Consider the following 23,569-nt stretch of genomic DNA (forward strand, 5'->3'; position numbering starts at 1 on the left):
ATCTCCACCAGAAGGAAAAAGCACTACACAGAAACGTGTGGTGCTTTTTTGTTGTTGCCAAACGAGTGAGGGCTTAGCTCACCCAGGAGAGCGCCGTGCATGGACTGCAAGAGGGTCACCGTGATCAGAATCGGCCCGGTATTCTCCACCAAAAAAGCACTGTACTTCGTAGGAAGTATGGTGCTTTTCTTTTTATACAGACGCAGAAAAAGGCGGGAGCTTCCCACAAAAGGGAAAGCCACCGCCTTTGTTGATCATCGGATGAGCCAGCCGTAATCCTGTCTGCAATCTACCACATGATCTGCATAAACCGTATGATCTACGATCTGGAAGATAAGCATATAGCGTTTTTCAAACAAGATAAATCGGTAAGCATTTTTAGGAATGTATTCGCCTTTGAGCCATCCGCATCATCGCGGTGCTGGCAGTGAGCATCTCGCTGCTGGGCATCTTTCTGCTGCTGTACGAGATGTACCGCGTGGCAAAGGAGTATGCCCGCAGCTCCCAGCTGGACCGCGAAAACCAGCTGCTGGCCGTGGAGTCCCGCCGCTATATGGAGCTGCGCAGCTATCTGGAACAGACCCGCCACCTGCGGCACGATTTCCGCCAGCACCTGCATGTGATCTCCGGCCTGACCGAGGCCGGGCGGCTGGATGAACTGAAAAGCTACCTGAGCCAGTACGAGAGCGAACTCAGCGATGCCAGACCCACCCTGTGCGTCAACGCCGCGGTGGATGCGCTTGCCGGCCACTACGACTATGAGGCCCGGAAACAGGGCATCCAGATCGAATGGAAGCTGGAACTGCCCAAGCTCCTGCCCCTGCCGGAGGCCGACCTGTGCACCATTCTTGGCAACCTGCTGGAAAATGCGCTCCATGCCAGCCAGAAGCTGCCGCCGGAAGAACGGCAGGTCAAGGTGCTGGCCCGGATGCTCAGCCCGGCCATGATGGGCCTGATGGTGGAGAACCGCTATGACGGCGTGCTGAAAAAGCAGGGCGGCGTTCTGCATTCCACCAAGCATGACGGACAGGGCATCGGCCTTGTTTCCGTCGAAACTGCCGTGCACAGGTATCACGGCAATCTGACGGTGGAAACGGGCGGCAACGTTTTCCGGGCCAATGTGCTGCTGAACCTGTAAAATATTCCTGCCCCAAGGCACCGACTTTTTTGCACAAGCCGGTGCCTTTTGATTGCACTTTTCCCGGGAAATCATGATACTTATTTATAAAAGAAAAGGCAGGAGGGGAGCATATGGCAGCAGAAAGCAAAACCGGCTGTTTCTTAAACTTTCCTAAAAAATCTTTATCCGGCCCGGCCCTCCCCTCGACGGGAGGGCTTTTTGCTGTCCGCACGACGCATACGGTCAAGTTGAAAAATGAATAAAATTTACACATAGAATGATATGATTTTAGGCTGAATGAGCAAAGAATCGAAAGAAGTCCCATAATCATATTGACATAATGGGTAATAGGGTGTAAACTACGTGCATCGGGTCGAGCAAATCTGAAAATTGAGATCATTCAGGGAGGAAACGGCTATGATGTGTTGTTGCGCAATGTGTTGTTGTACCGCAAACGCTTCCCGGACCGGCCGCCCTGCAGTATGGTATGCCGTGTGAGCATATCTGCATATTCTGTGTGGGAACACGCAGAAGGATCTGTCGCTGACCGCCTGGGAGCTTACTTGAAGAGGGAGCTTCCGGGCGTTTTGTTTTGACCCGCAAATCAGGATACAAGGGAGGAATCCGGCAATGGACTGGAATGCGATCCAGCAATATTTGCCGCTCTACCAGAAGGCCGCTGTACTTACCGTGCGGCTGGGCGTTGCAGGCATCATTTTTGCCATCATCATTGGCCTTGCCTGCGCAGTGATCCAGTATGAAAAGGTGCCCGTTCTGCGGCAGATCGTGGGTGTTTACATCCAGCTGTCCCGCAACACACCGCTGCTGGTGCAGCTGTTCTTCATTTATTATGGCCTGCCCAAGGTGGGCATCCGCACCAATGCCGAGATCTGCGGCATTGCCGGTCTGGCGTTTCTGGGCGGCAGTTACATGGCCGAAGCGTTCCGCAGCGGTCTGGAAGCCATTGAGCCCATCCAGACCGAGAGTGCCTACAGCCTTGGCATGAACCGCTGGCAGACCATGCGCTACATCATTCTGCCGCAGGCCATGTCCACCAGTATGCCGGCTTTCATGGCAAATGTGATCTTCCTGCTCAAGGAGACCAGCGTGTTCAGCGCCATCAGCCTGATGGACCTGATGTTCACGGCAAAGGACCTCATCGGCATGTACTCCAAAACCATCGAATGTCTGTTCCTGCTGGTGGTGTTCTACCTTATCATTCTGCTGCCGGTGTCCATTGTGGGCAGCCTGATCGAAAGGAGGCTGCGCTATGCTGGATTTGGGTCTTGATGTCCTGTTCAAGGGCAAAAACATGGCCCGCCTGCTGGGCGGCCTTGGCGTTGCACTCAAGATCAGCGCCGTCTCGGTGATCATCAGCCTGCCGCTGGGCATCCTGCTGGGCGTGCTCATGACCTCCCGCAACCCCATTATCAAGGCAATCCTGCGGCTTTATCTGGAGTTCGTCCGCATCATGCCGCAGATGGTGCTGCTGTTCCTCGTTTACTTCGGCACCACCCGTGCCTTTGGGTGGAACCTTTCCGGCGAGACGGCATCCATCATCGTGTTTGTGCTGTGGGGCACCGCAGAAATGAGCGACCTTGTGCGCGGTGCGCTGATCGCCATTCCGAAGCACCAGTATGAGAGCGCCGAGGCCCTTGGCATGAGCCGTGCGCAGACCTACTGGTACATCATCATTCCGCAGACGGTGCGCCGCCTGATCCCGCTGTCCATCAACCTGATCACCCGCATGATCAAGACCACCAGCCTTGTGCTGATGATCGGTGTGGTGGAAGTGATCAAGGTAGCACAGCAGATCATCGAGGCCAACCGCACCGCCAGCCCCAACGCAGCGTTTGGCATTTATCTCACGGTTTTCGTGTTATATTTCTTCGTATGCTGGCCCATCAGTCTGCTGGCATCCTATCTCGAAAAGAAATGGAAGTGACCGTACATGGCAGAACCTATTTTGACTGTTGAACATCTGATCAAGGCCTATGGCGAGACCCCCGTGCTGGATGATATCAGCTTTGCTGTCAAGCCCGGCGAGGTCATCGTGGTGGTCGGCCCTTCGGGCTGCGGCAAAAGCACCCTGCTGCGCTGTCTGAATGGTCTGGAGCCCACCCAGAGCGGCCGGGTGCGGCTGGGCAATGAGACCGTTGCCTACGGCGGTAAAAATCTGACTCAGCTGCGCCAGCGCATCGGCATGGTGTTCCAGAGCTACGAGCTGTTTCCGCACATGACGGTGCTGGACAATGTGCTTCTGGCACCCACCAAGGTGCAGAAGCGCCCCAAAGCGGAAGTGCAGCAGGAGGCCGAAGCTCTGCTGGACCGTGTGGGCCTGCTTGCCAAGAAAAACAGCTACCCGCGGGAGCTTTCCGGCGGACAGAAGCAGCGCGTTGCCATCGTGCGCGCACTGTGTATGCACCCGGAGATCCTTCTGTTTGACGAAGTGACCGCTGCCCTTGATCCGGAAATGGTGCGCGAGGTGCTGGACGTTATGCTGGACCTTGCCAAGCAGGGCAAGACCATGATCATTGTCACCCACGAAATGCAGTTTGCCCGCGCCATTGCCAACCGCGTCATCTTTCTGGATGGCGGCAAGATCGTGGAAGAAGCTGCACCGGCCGAGTTCTTTGACCGGCCCAAGACCGAGCGCGCGCAACGCTTCCTGCGCACCTTCACGTTTGATGCTGTGAAATGAGTCACAGATCAAGATAAAGGCTGCGGGTGTTCCGCAGCCAAATGGGAAAGATTTTGTAAAGGAGTAATCATTATGAAACAGTCTAAGATCTCTCGTCGTTCCTTCCTGCTGGGTCTGGGCGCAGTTTCCGCTGCCGCTGTTCTGACCGCATGCGGCGGCTCTTCTTCTGCTTCTACTGCAACTGCAGCATCCGGCAGCAGCGTGGTCTACCGCACTCTGGATCAGATCAAGGAGTCCGGTACCATCAACATCGGCGTGTTCTCCGATAAGAACCCGTTCGGCTATGTGGACGAGAACGGCGAATATCAGGGCTATGATGTCTACTTTGCACGCCGTCTGGGCGAGGATCTGGGCGTGGAGATCAACTTCGTTTCCACCGAGGCTGCAAACCGCATCGAGTACCTGCAGACCGGCAAGGCGGATGTGATCCTGGCAAACTTCACCGTGACCCCGGAGCGCGCAGAGGAAGTGGACTTTGCTCTGCCTTATATGAACGTGGCTCTGGGTGTCATTTCTCCGGACAGCAATGTTATCACCACTCTGGACAACTGGAACGCTGACGACCAGATGATCGTCATTTCCGGCACCACCGCCGAGACCTACCTGACCAAGGAGTACCCCGACATTCCGCTGCAGAAGTACGATTCCTATGCAACGGCCAAGAATGCACTGGAGAACGGCAACGGCGTGGCATGGGCCAACGATAACACCGAGGTCATTGCATTTGCAAAGCAGAACACCGGCTACACGGTCGGCATTCCCTCTCTGGGCAGTCAGGACACCATTGCTCCTGCTGTGAGCCAGGGCAACACCACCGTTCTGGATTGGCTGAACGAGGAGATCAAGGCTCTGGGCGAGGAGAACTTCTTCCACAAGGACTATGAGGAGACTCTGGTGGATACCTACGGCCTTGACTATGAGGATGAGCTGGTCGTTGAGGGCGGCGTGACCGGCGGCGCAGATGCCGCATCCAGCGAAGCTGCTTCTTCGGAAGCCGCATCTTCTGAGGCTGCTGCTTCCGAAGTAGCTTCCAGCGCAGCCGCACAGTAAATAAAAACACCGAGCGGGCAGGAGAGGGCTGAACCTTTCCTGCCCGTTTTTGCATTGCACCATCTGCCGGAACGTGCTATACTGGAACAAAACAACTCCTGTCCGAAAAATCTGAAAAAGAGAGGATGTTCCCAATGAAACGTGCCTATACGAACGGGATCCTGCTGGATGGCACCGAGCAGATGCAGCCGGAAGCGCACAAGATCCTGCTGACCGAGGATGATAAGATCATTGCCATTGTCGATGAGGGCGTGGATCTGGACGGTTATGAGGTGATCGATCTGCACGGAGGCTATCTGTGCCCGGGCCTGATCAATCTGCATGTGCATCTGGCAGGCAACGGCAAGCCCAGCGCAAAGCCGCGGGATAATGCTGCGCTGGTGCGCAAAATTCTGAGCAATGGCCTGACCCGTGCGGTGGCCTACAGGCTGGTATGCAGCTACGCGAAGCTGGAACTGCTGGGTGGCGTGACTACCATCCGCACCGTGGGCGGCATTGCAGATTTTGACACCCGCTGCCGTGATGATGCTGCAGCTGGCAAGCTGCTGGCACCGCGCATCCTTGCTGCCAACGAAGGCATTTCGGTGCCGGGCGGACATATGGCAGGCTCGGTGGCAGTTGCGGCCCATAACAATGCCGAAGCACTTGCTCAGCTCAAAAAGGCCAGCGGACAGAAGGTGGATCTTGTCAAGCTGATGATCACCGGCGGCGTGCTGGATGCCACCGAAAAGGGAACCCCCGGCGAGCTGAAGATGAAGCCGGAAATGGTCAAAGCCGTCTGCGACGAGGCCCACAAGCTGGGCTATACCGTGGCGGCACACACCGAGTCGCCAGAAGGCGTAAAGGTGGCGCTGGAAAACGGCGTGGATTCCATTGAGCACGGCGCAAAGATGGACGATGAGACCATCCGGCTTTACAAGGAGCGGGGAGCCTTTGTGTGCACCACCATCTCCCCGGCGCTGCCCTACGCACTGTTTGATACGGCGGTTTCCGGTGCATCGGAAAAGGACCAGTATAACGGCAAGATCGTGTTTGACGGTGTGGTGGAAAGCGCAAAGACCGCCCTTGCCAACGGCATCCCGGTGGCCTTGGGCAACGATGTAGGCTGCCCGTACATCACCCAGTACGATTTCTGGCGGGAGCTGTGCTATTTCCATAAGTATTGCGGTGTGAGCAATCGGTTCGCCCTGTACACGGCCACCCTGCGCAATGCTCAGCTGGCCGGAGTAGGAGACGTAACCGGTTCCATTGAGCCGGGCAAGAGCGCAGATTTTATTGTGACAAAGCACAACCCGCTGGAAGACCTGCGTGCGCTGCAGCATCTGGAACTGGTGGTCTGCCGCGGCCATGTGATCAAAAAGCCGAACCCCAAGCGGAACAAAACGGTGGATGCCCTGCTCGACCCGTACCTCGAATAATACTGAAAAAGCAAGGAGAGACGATCGGTCTTTCCTTGCTTTTTCGTTCACATGCCTGCCATCACGGCCATGATGCTTTGCCAGCTCTTGTTGCGGGCAGCGGGCACAGTGGTGCGGCGGCGTGCGGGTGCAGAGCCGGAAGAGACCGTATTCATGGCAGTCATCGGCACCGACGGATGGAAGAATACGGCTGTATCACCGGCCAGCCACTGGGCGGCAAGGCGGGCTGCCTGCGGGTCGGCCTGCAGGGTGCGGCGCTCGGCACCGGCCAGATGATCCGCCAGCCAGTAGAGGATGGCACCCAGCGGCAGGCTGGGCAGAACATCCTGACTCCAGTAGGTCCAGCGGGCACCGGCCCCTACATGGCTTTCTACCGTGATTACAGCGCCGGTGCGGGCGTTCTGCGGGATGCTGCCCTGATAATTGATACCGGCGCACTGGCGAAGCTCGGCGGTGATGCGCTGGGTGCGTGCTAGATCCAGCCGGTCCTCACGGCAGTAGGCGCGGAAATCGGTCTCGTCAATCAGGCCGTCGGCGCTGGAAGGGAAGCGGCCCACCAGCTGGCCATCGGCGTTGTGGCACAGCTGCCAGCCCTTGCGGAACAGCTGGAAGTTCAGGCAGCGGCGACCCATGGTGGAGTAGCACAGAATGGAGGTGCTCTCACCGGGCAGCTGCTTCAGCTCCAGGCAGGCATCGTTGCCGCAGGTGTCCTGCAGCTTTACCGTTAACAGCAGCTGCGCACCGGGGTGCTGAGCTGACATAGCGTTGTGCATGGCATCAAAATAACGGTTGGCATCCATGATCGGTTCCCTCCTGAAACTATAACACAGCAGTTCGTTGTATAACGGATGGGCACTGCGCCAAACGACCCGGTGCACAGCAGGCGGCTTACGCAGGAATGTTTTATTGACTGAACATAGTATAGCATACTTCACAACAAAAAACAACTATAAGTTTGCAGAAAAACAAAATATTTCCGCGCATCCTGCAATAGTGACCCGAAACATGGTTGTTGCAAGAGTGAATCAGTTGTGTTCTGTATCAAAAACAGCCCACAGACGGCAAGGCCAAAGCCTCCCATCTGTGGGCTGTTCTGGTAAAATATGGTTCAATCGCCCAGTTCACGGATCTCGTTCTGGATCAGCCGCCCGGCCGCGCGGGCCAGTTGGTCCATGCCGCGGATACGGGCCATGTTTTTGCCGTAGATCTGTGCAGCGGCACCGGCAGAGCTGTCCTCACCCATGAACACAGCCGACACCCGGATGCCCATGCGCTGCAGCGCACGCACCTGCGCGGCAGTGTCAGCCACACCGGCAGCGTCCTCGTAACCGCAGCCCAGCGGGTTTTCTGCACTGGGCGGGATGCGGCGGCTGTCGTTGGGCGAAGCGTCCGTCAGCACGATGAGCAGATGCCGCGGCGCAGGACCGGGCGCATACTGCAAAAGGTCGCCTGCGGCCCGCAGAGCAAGGCCGTCACGGTTCCAGCCGGAAGCAAAATATCGGTTGATGTTTTGCAGGTTTTTGTCTGCAAAGCCTTTGAGCACCCGCAGTACGGTGTAGCCCCGCAGGCTGCTGAAGCTGGACACCCGCACCGGGATCCCGCAGGCCGCAAGGCTCTGGGCCAAAATGGATCCTTGAGCCGCGATCACTTCCTGACAGTGCAGGCGGGAAGCGGATGCGTCCAATAAAAGGTCTACCGTAAAAGAGGGCTGGTTCTCTTCCTCGGCACACAAAAACACCCGGTCATCGTTCAAAAGTGGTGCGCGCCAGATGCGCCCAGCGTTCAGGTTGCCGCTGCGGGCAACACGGGCGTTGGGCTGCTGGTGCACAAGGATGCAGTTGCGGATCTGCTCGGTAAGCCGCAGCACCACACTGCGGTGCAGTTCCCGATTTTTGGCGTAATAAGCGCGGTTGCGGTCGGCCTGCAGCTCAGCCTGTTCAGCCAGATGCTTTGCTTCCGGTGTGGGAGCCTGCTCCGGGCTGGGCACACCGGCACTGAACCACAAATGGCACCCCAGATGGTCGCCCACGCAAAGCTCCTGCTCAGCCTTGCGCAGCCGTTCCGGCGGGTAGAGAGAGCGGCCGAAGCAGCTTTCGATGTAGGCTCTGTCCTGCGCGGCATTCTGCTTCAGGGTGATGTGGGCCCGGCGCTTGTCCACCGCCAGCCCGCCGCCCACAGCATCCACGGAGCTTGAGTGTTCCACGGTCACGCGGTCCGTTTTGATCATCTGGGTGGGCATGGCTTTGGTGGCAAGCTTTGCCAGCAGGCCGTCCAGATGCAGATGCAAAGCTGCTCTCTGGTGCACAGTGCCGTCGAACAGGTTGAATTTTGCGTAGATCGATAAAATTTCGGCTTTCAGCTGTTCCGCTGCCGGCGCTTTTTCCGGGGAAAGAGCCGCAGCAAGGCCGGACTCATAAGGGGTCATCACCGGGTCGGCACGGCCCAGCACACGCCGCCAGCGTGCAGCCTGCATGGTGTACACCAGCTGATTTTTTGCCATCCACTCCTGACGGGAGAGCTTGTATTGAATCGCAAAAAAGTAATCTGCATGGGCATGGCGCAGCGCTTCCAGCACCGGGCGGCGGGGCAGCTCCAGCCGATAGGCTGCATTTTCCAGATACAGCCATGTCATGTCGTCCAGCATGGTCTGCCGCAGATCACCGTCCCATGCATCAAAGATGCTGCGAATCAGCGCGTCACCGTAATATTTGTGGATGAGGCCCACGACCGTGTTCATGTAAAAATCGGTGGTGCCGTCGGTATAGCGGGCCAGAAACAGCGGCTCAAAGCCATAGGCTCCTGCAGCAGCCCAGACCTGATTGGCCGCACGCCGCTCCTGCGCGGTGTAACTCTGGGCGTCCATCAGCCAAAGAGCTTGGCGGCATCCAGCTTGGCCGGAATGCGCGCTGCGATCACATCACGGATCAGGCCCTGCTCGTAGGAGTCAAAGGCCTTGTTGGTGATGCCCATATCCAGTGCCGCGCCTGCCGGGATGCCGCGCCGGATCAGCCGCAGGGCATCCAGCATACCGCGCAGATCCAGCGCCTTGGTGGAAATTTCTGCACTGTCGCATTTTTTCTGCAGGTCAAGGAACAGCAGTGCAAACTGGCGCACATACTTGGAAGCGAGATCGGGGAACTGCGTCCGCAGCAGCTTTTCCAGATCGTCCTGCGTAATGGTGGGCATCTGGATGACCACGAAACGGGAGGTGAGGGCCTCGTTCAGCTCACGAGTGCCGGCATAACCGTAGTTCATGGTGGCAATAAAGCGGGTCTCCTCCGCCAGCGGGATGCGGTCGTAGCCGGGCACATCGATGGCACGGCGGAAGTCCAGCACCGCGTGCAGCACGGCCAGCGCTTCGTTTTTGGCCATGTTGATCTCATCCAGCACACCAAAGCCGCCGCACTGGGCGCAGCGGTATACCGGGCCGGGCCGGAACACCACCTGACCGTCCACAAAAGTGTCCATGCCGATGAGGGATGCTGCGTCCATGTTCACATGGAAGGAGATGTCCCATGCGGGACGGCCAAAGGCGGCGGCAAGGTTCTCGGCCAGCACGTTTTTGCCGGTGGCTTTTCCGCCTGCCAGCAGCAGGTTTTCGCCGCAGAGCAGCGCCGCCAGCGCCTGCTCCCACACCTGTTTGCCGTAGTAGGTAAAGGCAGGGGAAGGAATGCGCGGGCGCAGTGCGTCCGGCAGGGCATGGGCAGCGCGGTACTGTTGGACTGCTTCCAGCAGAGCGGGGTCTACCCCTTCCTGCTGCAGAGTTTCAAGGAGATCAGACATTTGTACAAACACCTCGATTTTGCCGGTTGTCTGGCACAAACCGGCTGTTCAGCTTTATCATAGCACAATCGTGGGGATTTGTGTAGGGGGCACGTGGCGAAAAAATAGCAAAGAGAGGCGGCCCCAAACAGGGACCGCCTCTCTTCATGAAGAAAGAAGAAATGGAAAAACGCTTAAGTTGTGCCGGAAAACCGCGCTGGATCAGGCGTTATCCAGACCCGCCATCTGCTTGACGGCCTTCATGGCGAAGGTCAGGGTGCGGCCCATGGCCACACCAGCCATCAGGCAGGGGTAGTTGTTGGCAAAGAAGCTGCCGGACATATCACCGGTGATATACAGGCCCTCCATGGGCTGGTTGTTGTTGTCCAGCGCCTGACCCTTTTCGTTGATGGCAATGCCCTGCTCGGTGGTCAGCAGAGAGGCACCCAGCCAGCAGCCATAGAAGGGCGCGGTGCGGATGGCACTCAGGCGGTAAGCGGGCTTGCCGAAATCCTCATCGTTCTGCTTGTCGTACAGCTCATTGTAGCGCTCCACGGTAGCAAGGAAGGTGTCCTTGGCAGCACCGGTAAAGCCCATCTTGTCAGCCAGCTCGTCCAGCGTATCGCACTTGAACAATGCACCGGCCTCAATAGCCTCGTCCATCTTACCCTGAATGTACTTCTCGCCGCCGTTGCGGGTCTGGGCAGAGCAGCCGATGGTGTGGAAACGCTTTGCGTCCTCCAGAATGTTGGCATCGCAGATCTGTGCGTAGACGCGGCCCGGCTGGTGGGCAGCAGCGTAGACGATATCGTTGTAGGGGCAGCTCTCGTTGGCAAAGCGCTCGCCGTTGCGGTTCACCTTCAGGAAGGGCTGGGTACCGGGGTTGTACTGGCGGATCTTGCCGGGGAAGGCCTTGCCGCCAAAGGCAGTGTCGCTATCCACATAGCCGCCATCCACGCCGGGGGCAACAACGCCGCGGTCAAACAGCATGGGAGCGGCTTCCTTGTCCAGATTGGCACCGGCCCATACAGCAGCGCGGATGCCGTAGCCCTTGTCGGCGGGGGAGTAGGAGCAGGCGGTGGTCACGCTGGTGCCAAGCGGGTCCAGCTGCTCCATCATGTAGGGGTTGCCGGGGAAACCGCCGCAGGCCAGCAGCACGCCCTTGTTGGCGTTGTAGCGGATAAAGTGGTCATCTTCGGTGCTCTGGGCGATGATGCCGGTAATGCGGCCCTCGCTGTTCTTTTCCAGCTTGGCCAGACTGGTCTTGAAGTCCACATCGTAGCCCAGCTCCTGAATGTACTGCAGCAGCAGCTCGTTGCGGGCCAGACCAGATGCGCTTTCGCTGGCCATGTAGTTATGCTCCTGCACAGGGAAGAGGTAGTCGGTATTGTGCTCAGCATTCTCTGTGGGCCATGCAGCCTCGCTGCCGGAGGTGAAATCGCACACCCAGCCGTACTTATCTTCCAGAATGCTGCGCATGAAGTCGTGCATAGCGGCAGACTCATTGATCCAGGTCTTGACGACGCGCTGGTCACACTTACCGGAGGCGTAGCGGGAGATCTCGCTCAGCAGCTTGGCGCGGTCGGCGGGCTTTTCACCGGCCTCCTTGGCGGCAGCGGAGTCGATAGCGCCGTACCAGTGGCGGGTGTCCTGTACGTTGGCGTTCTGCTCAATAACGCGGAAATTCAGGCCGTTCGCAGCTGCATAGGCGGCAGCAAACATACCGCCGTTGCCTGCACCCACAATGAGGATGTCGGTGTCCACGGTCTCAGTGATGGCAGTCTCGTCGATATCAGGCTCTTTGCCCAGCCAGTCGTTTGCGTCGCCTGTGGGCAGCTGCACGCTGGACACCACGGCCTCACCCTTTGCCTGTGCGTAGCAGCTCTTGGCAGCCTTCATCACGGCATCGGAGGTGATGGTAGAGCCGGAAACGCCGTCGATCTCGGCAGAACCGGCAGCCATCAGCTGCTCACGCAGCTCATCGGCAGCGGCAGCGCCGAAAGAAGCGGTCTCGCCGGAGGTGTCCACCACCACGTCGGTGACAGCGCTGTCAGAGAAGGTCATGGTGACCTTGACGGTGGAGGAGATGCCCTCGGCGGTGCCCTCGTAGGTGCCGGGGATGTACTGACCGGCAGCACCGGAGGCAGTGGAGCTGGAGGCGGAATTGCAGGCAGCCAGTGCGCCGGCAGTGACACCGCTCATGGCGGCGGCAGCGGCGATCATCAGAAAGCCCTTGCGGGAAATCTTGTTCATAGGTACGCTCTCTTTCTCTTTTCTCTTCTTATCGTGCAGCAGGGTAAAAACCACTTTGCTGAATCTTTAACAATTGTAGCGTAGAGTGACGCACTTTACAATTCAATTATGTTATATTATAATTTAGGAAATCCTAATGTAAGAAAGCGAGGATGCGCAGATGAACCAGAGTGCACTGGAAGGATTTGTGAAGATCGTAGAGATGGACAGTTTTTCGGCAGCAGCAGAGGCACTGTATCTTTCGCAGTCGGCGCTTTCGCAGCAGATCCGCACGCTGGAAGGGCAACTGCAGTTTGAACTGTTCCAGCATGTACCGCGCCGGGTGATCCTGACCCCGGCAGGCCGGGACTTTTACCCCAAGGCAAAGCAGTTGACGGCCTTATATCAGGAGGCAGTGCGCCATGCCCGTGCGGTACAGCAGCAGGAAAATCCGCCGGAACGGCATCTGGTCATTGCATGGAGCCATGAGGCGATGCGGATGTTCGGGTACGACCTGTTTTCTCTGACGAACGAGCTGTGTCTGCAATACACGTCTATTATGATGCAGTGCGCCAGTCGCAGCGAGGTCTGGCGCAGTCTGAAAAAAGGGGACGCGGACCTTTCTTTCCAGTTGGAAAGTTCGGAATTTTACGCGCAGGGGTTCACTTTCATCCCGCTGCTTTATGCGCCAGAGCTGTGCATTCCCATCCACCCGCCCGCCGATATGCCGGTGGGCAGGCTGAGTCTGGAGCAGGCGCTGCAATACCGCTGGCTGCCCGTCAAAGAGATGTACCAGACCGTCTACGAGACCAGCCTGCTGCAGGAGGGGCTGGAGCGCGGAGTGAACTTTACGCCGGTGGGCGGCATCCGCAGCGCATCCTATGGGGATCCTGCGCTCAAGATGGTTCCTGCAGTCTATTACCGCAGACCGGATCTCAGCTTTGCGCGGGTGCTGGACTGGGGCAGGGGACACCGGTTCGGCGTCGTGCTGGGACAAAAGCGCGAGGACCCGGTGGTAATGGCCTATGTCCGCGCTTTGCAGCAGCTGCTGCCGTCCCTCTCGGAAAAGCTGTTCGGCCTGAAGCTGGAAGCGGTGGAGGAATAAAGAAAAAAGAAAACCCTCTCAGGCGCATTCGCGCCAGCTCTCCCGAAGGGAGAGCTCTATTGCAGCTGACCGGTAACTGCTGAAAAGCTCCCCCTCTCGGGGGAGCTGGCATCGCGTAGCGATGACTGAGAGGGTAAACAAAGAGCACCTGCTGCCTTCCTTTCCGAAGGCAGCAGGTGCTCTTTTTGTGCTTATACTGCGATGACGGGCAGCTTACTCCACCACGTCCTCGAACTGGCTGTTGTACAGGTCGGCGTAGAAGCCGCCTGCTTCGATCAGCTGGTCGTGGGTACCCTGCTCCACGATGTCGCCATCTCGCATCACAAGGATGAGGTCGGCGTCCCGGATGGTGGAAAGACGGTGTGCGATCACAAAGCTGGTGCGGCCCTCCATCAGGCGGTCCATGGCGGTCTGGATGCGCTGTTCGGTGCGGGTATCCACACTGCTGGTGGCCTCGTCCAAAATCAGGATGCGGTTATCTGCCAGAATGGTGCGGGCGATGGTGAGCAGCTGCTTCTGGCCCTGACTCACGTTGGAAGCGTCCTCGTTCAGCTCCATCTGGTAGCCGCCGGGCAGGGTGCGGATAAAGTGGTCGGCATTGGCAGCCTTGGCGGCGGCAATCACTTCTTCGTCGGTAGCATCCAGACGGCCATAGCGGATGTTCTCCATGATGGTGCCCTTGAACAGCCATGTGTCCTGCAGCACCATGCCGAAGCCCTCGCGCAGGGCGCTGCGGTCAAAGTCACGCACATCGTGGCCATTCAGGGTGATGGAACCGGAATCCACATCATAGAAGCGCATGAGCAGCTTGACCATGGTAGTTTTGCCCGCGCCGGTAGGGCCGACGATAGCCACCTTCTGGCCGGGCTTGACCTCACAGCTGAAATCGTGGATGACGGTCTTGTCCGGGGTGTAGCCGAAGCGGACATGACTGAATGTCACCTGACCGTTGATGCAGCCGGGGTCGGCCCGGCGGGCTGGGTCTGCCTGCTGATCCTCTTCCGGCTCGTTCAGAAACTCGAACACCCGCTCAGCGGCAGCGGCCATGCTCTGCAGCATGTTGGACACCTGAGAAAGCTGCTGGATGGGCTGGGTGAAGTTCTTGACGTACTGGATGAAGGCCTGAATGTCACCGATGGTAATGGTGCCGTTTGACGCAAAAATGCTGCCCACGATGGCCACTGCCACATAGCCCAGATTGCCCACAAAGTTCATAATGGGCATCATCAGGCCGGAGAGAAACTGGCTCTTCCATGCGGATTCGTACAGCTTATCGTTGGCGGCGTTGAAGTCGTTCAGCACCACGGCCTCGCGGTTGAAGGCTTTGACCACGTTGTGGCCGGAGTAGACTTCTTCCACCTGACCGTTCACGACGCCCAGAATGGCCTGCTGTGCCTTGAAGTATTTCTGGCTGAACTTGACCACGATGAGCACCAGCACCAGCGAGACCGGCAGGATCAGCAGGGCGATCAGGGTCATCTTCGGGCTGATGGACAGCATCATGACCAGCACGCCGATCATGGTGGTCACACTGGTGATGAGCTGGGTGATGCTCTGGTTCAGGCTCTGGCCCAGCGTGTCCACATCGTTGGTGATGCGGGACAGCACCTCGCCCACGGTGCGCTTTTCAAAGTAGGCAAGGGGCAGGTGGTTGATCTTTTCGCTGATCTGCTTGCGGAAGTCGTAGCAGACTTTCTGGGAAAGGCCGGTCATGAGCCAGCCCTGAATAAAGCTGAAGGCGCTGCTCAGCAGGTACATGCCCAGCAAAAACAGCAGGATGCGGCCGATATACACAAAGTCGATGCTGCCGGTGCCGCGCAGCTTGGCGATCCAGCCGGTGGCAAGAGCCGTGGTGGCCTTTGCCAGCACCTTGGGGCCTGCAATGTTGAAGATGGTAGAAAGAATGGCAAATACAATGGCGGTAACGAGCGAAAGGCGGTAGCGGCCAAGGGTGCGCACAAGCTGCAGCAGGGTGCCCTTGAAGTCCTTGGCGCGTTCGGTCGTCATGCGTCCGGGTCTTGGCATATCACTCACCCTCCTTTTCGGTATTCAGAGATTTGAGGTCCAGCTCCTTCTGGCTCAGCTGGCTGCGGGCGATCTCCTGATACTCCGGGCAGGAAGCCATCAGCTGGGCATGGGTGCCCTTGCCCACCAGACGGCCTTCGTCCAGAACCAGGATCTGGTTTGCATGCAGCACAGTGGAGATGCGCTGTGCCACAATGATAACGGTAGCGTTATCGGTCTGGGCTTTCAGTGCACGGCGCAGGGCAACATCGGTCTTAAAGTCGAGGGCAGAAAAGCTGTCGTCGAACAGATAAATTTTGGGGTCCTTGGCAATGGCGCGTGCAATGGAAAGGCGCTGCTTCTGTCCGCCGGACACATTGGAGCCGCCCTGTGCAATGGGGCTTTGGTAGCCCTCGGGCTTTGCGTCGATGAACTCGGTGGCCTGCGCAATGGCAGCAGCCTTTTTTACATCGGCATCGGTGATGTGCTCCCCGCCGAACTTCAGGTTCGAGTCGATGGTGCCGCTGAACAGCACGCCCTTCTGGGGCACATAGCCCAGCAGGTCGTGCAGCTGTGCCTGCGGCATATTGCGCACATCGATGCCATCCACGGTCACGCTGCCGCCGGTGACATCATAAAAGCGGGGGATGAGGTTGAGCAGGGTGGATTTGCCGCAGCCGGTAGAGCCGATGATGGCGGTGGTCTCGCCGGGCTTTGCGGTAAAGCTGATGTGCTCCAGCGCATCGCTGTCCGCACCCGGGAAGCGGAAGCTCACATCGTGGAACTCTACCTCACCCTGCCAGTTTTCGTGCTCCTGCGCGGGCTTTGCAACAGCTTCGTCCGGGTCGTTGATGGTGGCTTTGGTGCGGATCACCTCGTCGATGCGCTCCGCAGCCACACCGGCGCGGGGCAGCATGACGGCCACCATGGCCAGCATCAGGAAGGACATGACGATCTGCATGGTGTAGGTGATGAATGCGATCATCTCGCCCACCTGCATGGTGCCGTTGTCCATGGCCTTGCCGCCGAACCAGACGATCAGCAGGCTGGTGCCGTTCATGATGAGGGTCATAAAGGGCATCATGGCAACCATGGCATGGTTGGTGAACAGCTGGGTGCTCATCAGGTCTTTGTTGGCCTTGTCGAAGCGCTCCTCCTCAAACTTTTCACGGCTGAAGGCACGCACCGGCATGATGCCGGTCAGAATCTCGCGGCTGACGAGGTTCAACCGGTCCACCAGCTTCTGCATGATCTTGAACTTGGGCATGGCCACACTCATCAGGAAGAGGATGAGCAGCAGCAGAACGGCCACATCCAGCACGATGATCCAGGAAAGGCCGGTGCTGCTGTTCAGCACATGCAGCACGCCGCCAATGCCCAGAATGGGCGCATAGGCCACCATGCGCAGCAGCATGACGCAGACGAACTGCACCTGCTGGATGTCGTTGGTGGTGCGGGTGATGAGAGATGCGGTGGAAAAATTCTCGATCTCTGCATTGGAGAACCCGATGACGCTGGCAAAGGTCTCCCGGCGCAGGTCGCGGCCAATGGCGGCGGACACACGAGAGGCGAGGAAGCCCACCGCAATGGACACAGCCACCATCAGCAAAGTCAGGCCCAGCATCTGGCCGCCTACGCGGTAAAGATAGCGCATCTGCACATCGTGGGCAATGCCCTGAGCCTCGTATTCCAGCTGCACCAGAAGCATGGACTGGCTTTTGAGGTTCTCCATCAGGGTATCATCCAGACTGGCAAAAGCACCGGCCAGCTGCTGCTGGACAGCTTCGCGGGTGAAGCCGGGCATCTGGCTCATAGCGGCAAACTGGGCGCATACGGTGTCCAGATCTTCGGCAGTGGGGGTGACGGTCTCGCTATCCGTGGTGGTGCTCTCAGAGGATGCCGCCTGCATGTCAGCAAGGCCGGTCATGCCCATGGTGTCCTGCCCGGCGGGGGCGTTCGCTGCCTGCGCGGCGGCCATATACAGCACGATGTCCGGCGTGGTGACGGCATCCTCCAGCGCGGTGCGCTCGTCATCGGTCAGGTCGGTGCGCAGCTTCAGCACGCCGTCGTCCTGAAGATAATACCCGTAGGCGTTCTGGAGCGCATCGGCGTCCTCTTCGCTCATCAAAAGCGTGAGGGCATCCAGCGTGCTCTGGCGTATCGTTTCCGGCAGGGGGCTTTCAATGCCGCCCTGCTGGATGCCGGTGTCCACGATCCTGCTGGTGTAGTCCGGCAGCGAAAGATCGCAGTACGCCTGCACGAACAGCAGCGCGAACACCACAAGACAGACGGCCCAGTGCCGGGCCAGCTGCTTGAAAATTTTCGTCATAGTTCGGTTCTCCCTTCGTTGTTTTTTGCTTCACGGGAAGCGTTTTCCGCAAGGATGGCGTCCATCAGTGCGCCGCGCAAAACGTTCATCTGCTGCACCTGCTCCGGTGTCAGCCGGGCCATCACGCAGGCAAAATAATCGCTGAGTGCATCTTCACACCGGGCACAGGCGGCGTAGCCCTCCGGCGTGATGCGCACCAGCGTTTTGCGCCGGTCAGCCGGGTCCGCTTCGCGCAGAACAAGGCCGTCCTGTTCCAGCTGGCGCAGGCTGCGGCTGATGGCCGGCAGCGGCTGGTGTGCCTCCCGGGCAAAATCGGAAACATACACCGCTCCGTTCTGCCCGCGGGTACTGATCGTGTGAGCCAGACCCTCCAGCATGGGAAAGTGGCACTTGGGACAGCCCCGCAGAGCCGCCTTCATGCCGGCCCGGGACGCCTTGCTCAGCCGTCCGAAAAAATGGCACAGGCCGTGAAAGCTCGCCGCGGCTTCGGTCTCGTTCAACATTTTATCCCTCCTCATTGCAAAATGCTTAACAGCTGTTAACTATTAACGCCTGACAATAATATTCCTCCCGCACCCAGAATGCAAGGGCAGTTTAGGATAATTTTAAAAAAGTTCACAAAAAGGGGAGGGCGGCAGAAAGCCTGAACCGCCCGGCAGCTGCATAAATAGAATAAGAAACGTTTCTGCGGGAGGGGCGGCGGCAGTGGAACAGAACCTGACAAGAATTTTTACACTTTTTGGCGGCTTGACACTGTTTTTATACGGCATGGATGCGCTCAGCCACAGTCTGGAAACAGCGGCAGGCAGCCGCCTGAAAAGCCTGCTGGCCGCTGTGACCGGCAGCCCGGTGCGGGGCGTGCTGGCGGGGGCTGCGGTCACGGCGGTGCTGCAAAGCAGCTCGGCAGTCACGGTGATGGTGCTGGGCTTTGTAAGTGCGGGCCTGCTGACCCTGCGGCAGGCGGTCCCGGTGATCTTTGGCTGCAACATCGGAACCACCGTTACCGCACAGCTGCTGGCCTTCCGGCTGGAAGATGTGCGCGGCCTTGTGCTGCTGGCCGGGCTGCTGCTCTGCTTTGTCTGTGCGGGGCGGAAGGCCCGGGCTATTGGCCGGGCGGTGTTCGCCTTTGGCCTGCTGTTCGAGGGCATTGCCGATATGGGCACTGCCATGGAACCGCTGGCGCAAAGCCCGGTGTTTGTGCACTGGCTGGGTCGGGTGCGGCAGCACCCATGGCTGGGGCTGCTGGCGGGGCTTGGCATGACCCTGACAGTGCAGAGCAGCTCGGCTACCATTGCCCTGCTGCAGAACTTTGCAGCCCGCCCCGGGCTGGACGGCAGCAGTCTGCTGGGTCTTGCGGGTGCGCTGCCAGTGCTGCTGGGCGATAATATCGGCACCACCATCACGGCAGTGCTGGCATCCTTGAGCGCAAGCCGGGACGCAAAGCGGGTGGCTGCGGCCCATGCAGTGTTCAATCTGACCGGCGCGGCGGTGTTCTGCGCCGGTCTGCCGTTGTATGTGCGGCTGACGGCTGCACTTTCGCCCAAAGGGCCGGAGCTTGCCGTGATCGCCCGGCAGATCGCGAATGCGCACACCTTGTTCAATGTGGCGTGCACGCTGGTGTGGCTGCCGCTGACCCCACTGATGGTGCGGTTTGTGTGCCGCCTTGTGCCGGACCGGGCAGTGCGGTAAGTTTTTACTGGACAAACATACCAATTGCGCATATACTGAAAGGGATGAAACCTACCGCGGAACAAAAAGGAAACATTGCTATGCGACAGAAAATCGGAAGAGTGTGTATGGTGCTGGGCGCGCTGCTGATCCTTGCGGCAGCAGCCCTGCTGGCCTATAACAAGTGGGATGCATCCCGTGCAGACAAGGCCTCGCAGGAGGTGCTGGGCGAGCTGGAGCAGACCCTGAACGCTGCCATTGAGGAAAAGGCAAAATCGGATACCGTGGCGCTGCAGCCGGAGCTGGACCCCACGCAGGAAATGACCGTGACCGAACTGAACGGCTGGGATTACATCGGCTATCTGTCCATTCCGTCCATCGGGCTGGAACTGCCGGTGATGAGCCAGTGGAGCTATGCGGGCCTGAAAATCGCACCGGGCCGTTACTCCGGTTCCACCTATGCGGATAACATGGTGGTCTGCGCCCACAACTATGCAAAGCATTTCAGCCCCATCAAGTGGCTGACCGAGGGCGCGCAGGTCTATTTTACGGATATGGACGGTATGCGCTGGACCTACGAGGTCTCCTATGTGGAAAACCTGCAGCCCACGCAAATTGAGGAAATGACCGAAAAGACGGAGGAGTCCGATGAATGGGATCTGACCCTCTTTACCTGTACCACCGGCGGCAGCGCCCGGTGCGCTGTGCGGTGCGTGCGGACGGGTTACCCGGCGCTCACAACGGAGACCGCAGAATAAGATGCAAAAAATCCCCTGTGCACTGGCACAGGGGATTTTTCATATCCGGTATTCAGTGGACGGTGCCCACCTTCACAGGGGATTACTTGCTCTGAATGTACTCGTCAATGGCCTTTGCAGCAGCCTTGCCTGCGCCCATGGCCTTAATGACGGTGGCCGCGCCGGTCACGGCATCGCCGCCGGCGTACACACCATCGCGGCTGGTTTTGCCGTCGTCGCCGTCGGTAACGATGCAGCCGTGCTTGTTGGTCTCCAGACCCGGGGTGGTGGAGCGGATCAGCGGGTTGGGGCTGGTGCCCAGACTCATAATGACCGTGTCCACATCCAGCTCGAACTCGCTGCCCTTCTTTTCGATGGGGCGGCGGCGGCCGGAAGCATCCGGCTCGCCCAGATCCATCTCAATGCAGGTGATGGACTTGACAAAGCCCTCGTCGTTGGCGTGGATCTCCACAGGGTTGCACAGGGTCTTGAAGATGATGCCCTCTTCCTCGGCGTGCTCCACCTCTTCCTTACGGGCGGGCAGCTCAGCCATGCCGCGGCGGTAGACGATGTACACGGTCTCGGCACCCAGACGCAGGGCGCTGCGGGCAGCGTCCATAGCCACGTTGCCGCCGCCCACAACGGCGACCTTTTTGCCGGTGCGGATGGGGGTCTTGCTGGTGGGCAGATAAGCCTTCATCAGGTTGGAGCGGGTCAGGAACTCGTTGGCAGAGTAGACGCCCTTCAGGCTCTCGCCGGGGATGCCCATGAAGCGGGGCAGACCGGCACCGGAGCCTACGAACACGGCCTCGTAGCCGTACTCGTCCATCAGCTCGTCGATGGTGAGCACCTTGCCAATGACCATATTGCACTCAAAATCAACGCCCATCTTCTTCAGGCCGTCGATCTCCTGCTGCACGATGGCCTTGGGCAGACGGAACTCAGGGATGCCGTACATCAGCACGCCGCCGGCCACATGCAGGGCCTCGTAAACGGTGACCTTGTAGCCAAGCTTTGCCAGATCGCCTGCGGCGGTCAGGCCGGCAGGGCCTGCACCGATGATGGCCACCTTGTGGCCGTTCCATTCGGGCACGATGGGGGCGGTGTGCACATTCTCACGGTGCCAGTCGGCAACAAAGCGCTCCAGGCGGCCGATGCCCACCGGCTCGTTCTTGATGCCGCGGGTGCACTTGCCCTCGCACTGGCTCTCCTGCGGGCATACACGGCCGCAGACAGCGGGCAGGGAAGAGGAACGGTTGATCACCTGATAAGCGGCTTCAAAGTCGCCCTCGGCCACATGGCCGATGAACTCGGGGATATCGATGCCCACAGGGCAGCCGGTCTGGCAGGGTTTGTTCTTGCAGTGCACGCAGCGCTTTGCTTCGTTCACGGCCATTTCTTCGGTGTAGCCAAGTGCAACTTCCTTAAAGTTCTTGTTGCGCACATTGGGGTCCTGCGTGGGCATGGGGCACTTCTTCGGGTCCATATTGAAAGCCATCTTATTTTACCTCCTGATTGAGCAGATTGCATGCCGCTTCACGGGCGTGTGCCTCAAACGGGCGGTACATGGTGCCGCGGGCCATTGCCTCATCAAAATCCACCAGATCGCCGTCAAAGTCGGGGCCGTCCACGCAGGCGAACTTGGTCTCGCCGCCAACGGTCAGGCGGCAGCCGCCGCACATGCCGGTGCCGTCGATCATGATGGGGTTCATGGAAACGATGCTCTTCAGGCCATGCTTCTGGCAGGTCTTGACCACGAACTTCATCATGATCAGCGGGCCAATGGTGATGACCAGATCGTACTGGTTGCCGGCGGCCACCAGCTCGTCCAGTGCAGCGGTAACAACACCCTTGGTGCCATAGCTGCCGTCGTCGGTCATAATGCGCAGTTCGTCGCTGCAGGCTTTGAACTCGTCCTCAAGGATCAGCAGGTCCTTATTGCGGAAGCCCACCACGCTGTGCACCACACAGCCCTGCTCGTGTAGCTCACGGGCAATGGGCAGAGCGATGGCGCAGCCTACGCCGCCGCCCACGACACATACCTTCTTCAGGCCTTCCACCTCGGTGGCGCGGCCCAGCGGGCCTACAAAGTCGTGGACACTCTGGCCCACCTGCAGGCTGTTCAGCTCCATCGTGGTACCGCCCACGATCTGGAAAATGATATCCACAGTGCCCTTTTCGCGGTCGTAACCGGCCACGGTCAGGGGGATGCGCTCGCTGTCCTCAAACGGGCGCACAATGATAAACTGGCCCGGCTTTGCCTTTTTGGCGATCAGCGGGGCTTCAATGACCATCTTCGTCACGGTGGGATTCAGCGCGACTTTTTCAGTGATCTTATACATTGTGTTTGCTCCTTTATGCTGGCTTTTCCTATTTCTGCGCACGAAAACGCGCCTGTATGCCCTCAGCGGCATAACAGACGCAGCTCTTACAGGCGACAAAATGACACTTTCCATTATAATGGTTTACAAAAGGGAAAGCAAATCAATTTTCTTCGTGTATGTCGTGGCAAACTTGAATGATGACACAGGTAAAGCCCGCAAAAGTGAAGCTTTTTGAATACAGACAGGCGGGTTTCCAACTTTTTTTGCGGAAAATGCAAATTTGTGGTTGACAATTGCCGGGCGGTACGGTATAATAATCAGCGTCGCCGGTAAACAGCCCGGCACAAGTACATGGAATGTGCGGCCGTAGCTCATCTGGTAGAGCGCCACCTTGCCAAGGTGGAGGTAGCGAGTTCGAGCCTCGTCGGCCGCTCCATTTTGTGGAAGTTTAGCTCAGCTGGGAGAGCATCTGCCTTACAAGCAGAGGGTCAGCGGTTCGAGCCCGTTAACTTCCACCATTTGGCCCGGTAGCTCAGTTGGTTAGAGCACCAGCCTGTCACGCTGGGGGTCGTCGGTTCGAGCCCGATCCGGGTCGCTTCGTCGAAAGTCCTGCAGTTCATCGGGCGGTCTTGCAAGCAAGACTGCCGTGATGAACGCCAGACTTTCTCCTCTTCCCCACAAAATCTTGCTTCGCAAGCTTTCGCGGGGGCCCCGAAATTCGCGAGAATCGCTCGGGAGGGTGCAGGGATAATTGCACCGCTTATGCCTCTGTAGCTCAGTCGGTAGAGCAGGGGACTGAAAATCCCCGTGTCATTGGTTCGATTCCGATCGGAGGCACCAGTCAAGGAAACCCAGCAGGGTTTCCAATATGCGGCCGTAGCTCATCTGGTAGAGCGCCACCTTGCCAAGGTGGAGGTAGCGAGTTCGAGCCTCGTCGGCCGCTCCAATACGAAGCCATCGTTGATGCAGAAATGCAAAAACGATGGCTTTTTTGTTGTTTCCCGTTACGGCTCCTTCCTGTGAAAAAAGAAAAGCCGGAAAATCCGCAGATTTTTCGGCTTTTGCAAATATGAAAATAATGATTCCGCTGATATTGTCGGAGTGCGATCCGTGCGCGGA

20 protein-coding genes and 5 tRNA genes are annotated in these 23,569 nt (G+C 58.5%); 15 read left to right on the plus strand and 10 right to left on the minus strand.

The features are described 5' to 3' along the window. Positions 1 to 427 precede the first annotated feature (427 nt). From DWY76_RS05045 to DWY76_RS05070, 7 genes are all read left to right on the plus strand, one after another. Complete coding sequence (locus DWY76_RS05045; RefSeq protein WP_133300792.1) at positions 428 to 1,138, plus strand: GHKL domain-containing protein; 711 nt, start codon at positions 428 to 430, stop codon at positions 1,136 to 1,138. Between the two features lie 113 nt (positions 1,139 to 1,251). Then, the gene (locus DWY76_RS14500) at positions 1,252 to 1,383 is read left to right on the plus strand and encodes a hypothetical protein (RefSeq protein ID WP_275541414.1); all 132 of its coding nucleotides are present in this window, start codon (positions 1,252 to 1,254) and stop codon (positions 1,381 to 1,383) included. Positions 1,384 to 1,750: 367 nt separating this feature from the next. After that, complete coding sequence (locus tag DWY76_RS05050) at positions 1,751 to 2,410, plus strand: amino acid ABC transporter permease (protein WP_120080190.1); 660 nt, start codon at positions 1,751 to 1,753, stop codon at positions 2,408 to 2,410. Beyond that, positions 2,391 to 3,065, plus strand: a complete 675-nt coding sequence (locus DWY76_RS05055; protein ID WP_120080192.1) for an amino acid ABC transporter permease — start codon at positions 2,391 to 2,393, stop codon at positions 3,063 to 3,065. The genes DWY76_RS05050 and DWY76_RS05055 overlap by 20 nt, the downstream gene beginning before the upstream one ends. 6 nt (positions 3,066 to 3,071) lie before the next feature. Continuing rightward, a complete protein-coding gene (locus DWY76_RS05060; RefSeq protein WP_005945732.1) occupies positions 3,072 to 3,821 on the plus strand; it encodes an amino acid ABC transporter ATP-binding protein in 750 nt (249 codons plus the stop codon). A 72-nt stretch (positions 3,822 to 3,893) separates the two neighbouring features. After that, positions 3,894 to 4,871, plus strand: a complete 978-nt coding sequence (locus tag DWY76_RS05065; protein WP_097775326.1) for a substrate-binding domain-containing protein — start codon at positions 3,894 to 3,896, stop codon at positions 4,869 to 4,871. Between the two features lie 134 nt (positions 4,872 to 5,005). Further along, positions 5,006 to 6,289, plus strand: a complete 1,284-nt coding sequence (locus tag DWY76_RS05070) for an amidohydrolase family protein (protein WP_120080194.1) — start codon at positions 5,006 to 5,008, stop codon at positions 6,287 to 6,289. A 47-nt stretch (positions 6,290 to 6,336) separates the two neighbouring features. Here the strand turns inward: DWY76_RS05070 and DWY76_RS05075 are convergent, their stop codons facing one another. The 4 genes from DWY76_RS05075 to DWY76_RS05090 form a co-directional block, all read right to left on the minus strand. Continuing rightward, on the minus strand, positions 6,337 to 7,089 hold the full coding sequence (locus DWY76_RS05075) for a hypothetical protein (RefSeq protein ID WP_097781668.1): 753 nt from the start codon (positions 7,087 to 7,089) through the stop codon (positions 6,337 to 6,339). A gap of 308 nt (positions 7,090 to 7,397) precedes the next feature. Further along, positions 7,398 to 9,152 (minus strand): hypothetical protein, encoded by a 1,755-nt coding sequence (locus tag DWY76_RS05080; RefSeq protein ID WP_120080196.1) that lies wholly within the window; start codon positions 9,150 to 9,152, stop codon positions 7,398 to 7,400. Then, entirely contained in the window at positions 9,152 to 10,072 is a 921-nt protein-coding gene (locus tag DWY76_RS05085) for a MoxR family ATPase (protein ID WP_120080198.1), read from the minus strand. The genes DWY76_RS05080 and DWY76_RS05085 overlap by 1 nt, the downstream gene beginning before the upstream one ends. Positions 10,073 to 10,273: 201 nt before the next feature. Continuing rightward, positions 10,274 to 12,304 (minus strand): FAD-binding protein, encoded by a 2,031-nt coding sequence (locus DWY76_RS05090; protein ID WP_120080200.1) that lies wholly within the window; start codon positions 12,302 to 12,304, stop codon positions 10,274 to 10,276. 160 nt (positions 12,305 to 12,464) lie between these two features. On the opposite strand from DWY76_RS05090, the gene DWY76_RS05095 reads away from it, so the two are divergent. Then, positions 12,465 to 13,388, plus strand: coding sequence for a LysR family transcriptional regulator (locus DWY76_RS05095; protein WP_120080202.1), 924 nt, complete (start codon positions 12,465 to 12,467; stop codon positions 13,386 to 13,388). 213 nt (positions 13,389 to 13,601) lie between these two features. Here the strand turns inward: DWY76_RS05095 and DWY76_RS05100 are convergent, their stop codons facing one another. From DWY76_RS05100 to DWY76_RS05110, 3 genes are read right to left on the minus strand one after another with little or no spacing between them, the layout of a single operon-like run. Continuing rightward, positions 13,602 to 15,413, minus strand: a complete 1,812-nt coding sequence (locus DWY76_RS05100; protein ID WP_120080204.1) for an ABC transporter ATP-binding protein — start codon at positions 15,411 to 15,413, stop codon at positions 13,602 to 13,604. 1 nt (position 15,414) lies between these two features. Further along, positions 15,415 to 17,721 carry an ABC transporter ATP-binding protein gene (locus DWY76_RS05105; protein WP_097775333.1) on the minus strand — a complete coding sequence of 769 codons (2,307 nt, stop codon included), beginning with the start codon at positions 17,719 to 17,721 and terminating at the stop codon, positions 15,415 to 15,417. Further along, positions 17,718 to 18,224, minus strand: coding sequence for a MarR family transcriptional regulator (locus DWY76_RS05110; RefSeq protein ID WP_242959997.1), 507 nt, complete (start codon positions 18,222 to 18,224; stop codon positions 17,718 to 17,720). The genes DWY76_RS05105 and DWY76_RS05110 overlap by 4 nt, the downstream gene beginning before the upstream one ends. Before the next feature lie 202 nt (positions 18,225 to 18,426). Here DWY76_RS05110 and DWY76_RS05115 point away from each other — a divergent pair, with 202 nt between their 5' ends. Together DWY76_RS05115 and DWY76_RS05120 are read left to right on the plus strand one after the other, a co-directional pair. After that, positions 18,427 to 19,410 (plus strand): Na/Pi symporter, encoded by a 984-nt coding sequence (locus DWY76_RS05115; protein WP_120080208.1) that lies wholly within the window; start codon positions 18,427 to 18,429, stop codon positions 19,408 to 19,410. 80 nt (positions 19,411 to 19,490) lie between these two features. Further along, complete coding sequence (locus tag DWY76_RS05120; protein WP_097775336.1) at positions 19,491 to 20,147, plus strand: sortase; 657 nt, start codon at positions 19,491 to 19,493, stop codon at positions 20,145 to 20,147. Positions 20,148 to 20,229: 82 nt separating this feature from the next. Here the strand turns inward: DWY76_RS05120 and gltA are convergent, their stop codons facing one another. The 3 genes from gltA to DWY76_RS13945 all read right to left on the minus strand — a co-directional run bounded on the left by gltA (position 20,230) and on the right by DWY76_RS13945 (position 22,825). Further along, positions 20,230 to 21,624, minus strand: a complete 1,395-nt coding sequence (gltA, locus tag DWY76_RS05125; protein ID WP_120080210.1) for an NADPH-dependent glutamate synthase — start codon at positions 21,622 to 21,624, stop codon at positions 20,230 to 20,232. Between the two features lies 1 nt (position 21,625). Next, positions 21,626 to 22,468: a sulfide/dihydroorotate dehydrogenase-like FAD/NAD-binding protein gene (locus tag DWY76_RS05130; protein ID WP_044954207.1), complete on the minus strand. Its 843-nt coding sequence runs from the start codon at positions 22,466 to 22,468 to the stop codon at positions 21,626 to 21,628. A gap of 123 nt (positions 22,469 to 22,591) precedes the next feature. Then, entirely contained in the window at positions 22,592 to 22,825 is a 234-nt protein-coding gene (locus DWY76_RS13945; RefSeq protein ID WP_165852572.1) for a hypothetical protein, read from the minus strand. Here DWY76_RS13945 and DWY76_RS05135 point away from each other — a divergent pair. The 5 genes from DWY76_RS05135 (at position 22,811) to DWY76_RS05155 (ending at position 23,396) form a co-directional block, all read left to right on the plus strand. Beyond that, a tRNA-Gly gene (locus DWY76_RS05135) sits at positions 22,811 to 22,886 on the plus strand. The genes DWY76_RS13945 and DWY76_RS05135 overlap by 15 nt on opposite strands. A 6-nt stretch (positions 22,887 to 22,892) precedes the next feature. After that, positions 22,893 to 22,968: transfer RNA gene (locus tag DWY76_RS05140), tRNA-Val, on the plus strand. A gap of 3 nt (positions 22,969 to 22,971) precedes the next feature. Then, positions 22,972 to 23,045 (plus strand) — tRNA-Asp (locus DWY76_RS05145). Between the two features lie 169 nt (positions 23,046 to 23,214). Continuing rightward, positions 23,215 to 23,290, plus strand: a tRNA-Phe gene (locus tag DWY76_RS05150). Positions 23,291 to 23,320: 30 nt separating this feature from the next. After that, positions 23,321 to 23,396 (plus strand) — tRNA-Gly (locus DWY76_RS05155). Positions 23,397 to 23,569 lie beyond the last annotated feature (173 nt).

Source organism: Faecalibacterium sp. AF27-11BH, assembly GCF_003603005.1.
Classification (GTDB): Bacteria; Bacillota; Clostridia; order Oscillospirales; family Ruminococcaceae; genus Faecalibacterium; species Faecalibacterium taiwanense.

Bases quoted from the DNA above. Each gene is read 5' to 3' on its own strand.
- DWY76_RS05130 (WP_044954207.1), bottom strand. From the start codon at position 22,468: ATGTATAAGATCACTGAAAAAGTCGCGCTGAATCCCACCGTGACGAAG.
- DWY76_RS05100 (WP_120080204.1), bottom strand. From the start codon at position 15,413: ATGCCAAGACCCGGACGCATGACGACCGAACGCGCCAAGGACTTCAAG.
- DWY76_RS05075 (WP_097781668.1), bottom strand. From the start codon at position 7,089: ATGGATGCCAACCGTTATTTTGATGCCATGCACAACGCTATGTCAGCT.
- DWY76_RS05080 (WP_120080196.1), bottom strand. From the start codon at position 9,152: ATGGACGCCCAGAGTTACACCGCGCAGGAGCGGCGTGCGGCCAATCAG.
- DWY76_RS13945 (WP_165852572.1), bottom strand. From the start codon at position 22,825: ATGAGCTACGGCCGCACATTCCATGTACTTGTGCCGGGCTGTTTACCG.
- DWY76_RS05105 (WP_097775333.1), bottom strand. From the start codon at position 17,721: ATGACGAAAATTTTCAAGCAGCTGGCCCGGCACTGGGCCGTCTGTCTT.
- DWY76_RS05110 (WP_242959997.1), bottom strand. From the start codon at position 18,224: ATGTTGAACGAGACCGAAGCCGCGGCGAGCTTTCACGGCCTGTGCCAT.
- DWY76_RS05065 (WP_097775326.1), top strand. From the start codon at position 3,894: ATGAAACAGTCTAAGATCTCTCGTCGTTCCTTCCTGCTGGGTCTGGGC.
- DWY76_RS05090 (WP_120080200.1), bottom strand. From the start codon at position 12,304: ATGAACAAGATTTCCCGCAAGGGCTTTCTGATGATCGCCGCTGCCGCC.
- gltA (WP_120080210.1), bottom strand. From the start codon at position 21,624: ATGGCTTTCAATATGGACCCGAAGAAGTGCCCCATGCCCACGCAGGAC.
- DWY76_RS05085 (WP_120080198.1), bottom strand. From the start codon at position 10,072: ATGTCTGATCTCCTTGAAACTCTGCAGCAGGAAGGGGTAGACCCCGCT.
- DWY76_RS05060 (WP_005945732.1), top strand. From the start codon at position 3,072: ATGGCAGAACCTATTTTGACTGTTGAACATCTGATCAAGGCCTATGGC.
- DWY76_RS05070 (WP_120080194.1), top strand. From the start codon at position 5,006: ATGAAACGTGCCTATACGAACGGGATCCTGCTGGATGGCACCGAGCAG.
- DWY76_RS05055 (WP_120080192.1), top strand. From the start codon at position 2,391: ATGCTGGATTTGGGTCTTGATGTCCTGTTCAAGGGCAAAAACATGGCC.
- DWY76_RS05095 (WP_120080202.1), top strand. From the start codon at position 12,465: ATGAACCAGAGTGCACTGGAAGGATTTGTGAAGATCGTAGAGATGGAC.
- DWY76_RS14500 (WP_275541414.1), top strand. From the start codon at position 1,252: ATGGCAGCAGAAAGCAAAACCGGCTGTTTCTTAAACTTTCCTAAAAAA.
- DWY76_RS05120 (WP_097775336.1), top strand. From the start codon at position 19,491: ATGCGACAGAAAATCGGAAGAGTGTGTATGGTGCTGGGCGCGCTGCTG.
- DWY76_RS05050 (WP_120080190.1), top strand. From the start codon at position 1,751: ATGGACTGGAATGCGATCCAGCAATATTTGCCGCTCTACCAGAAGGCC.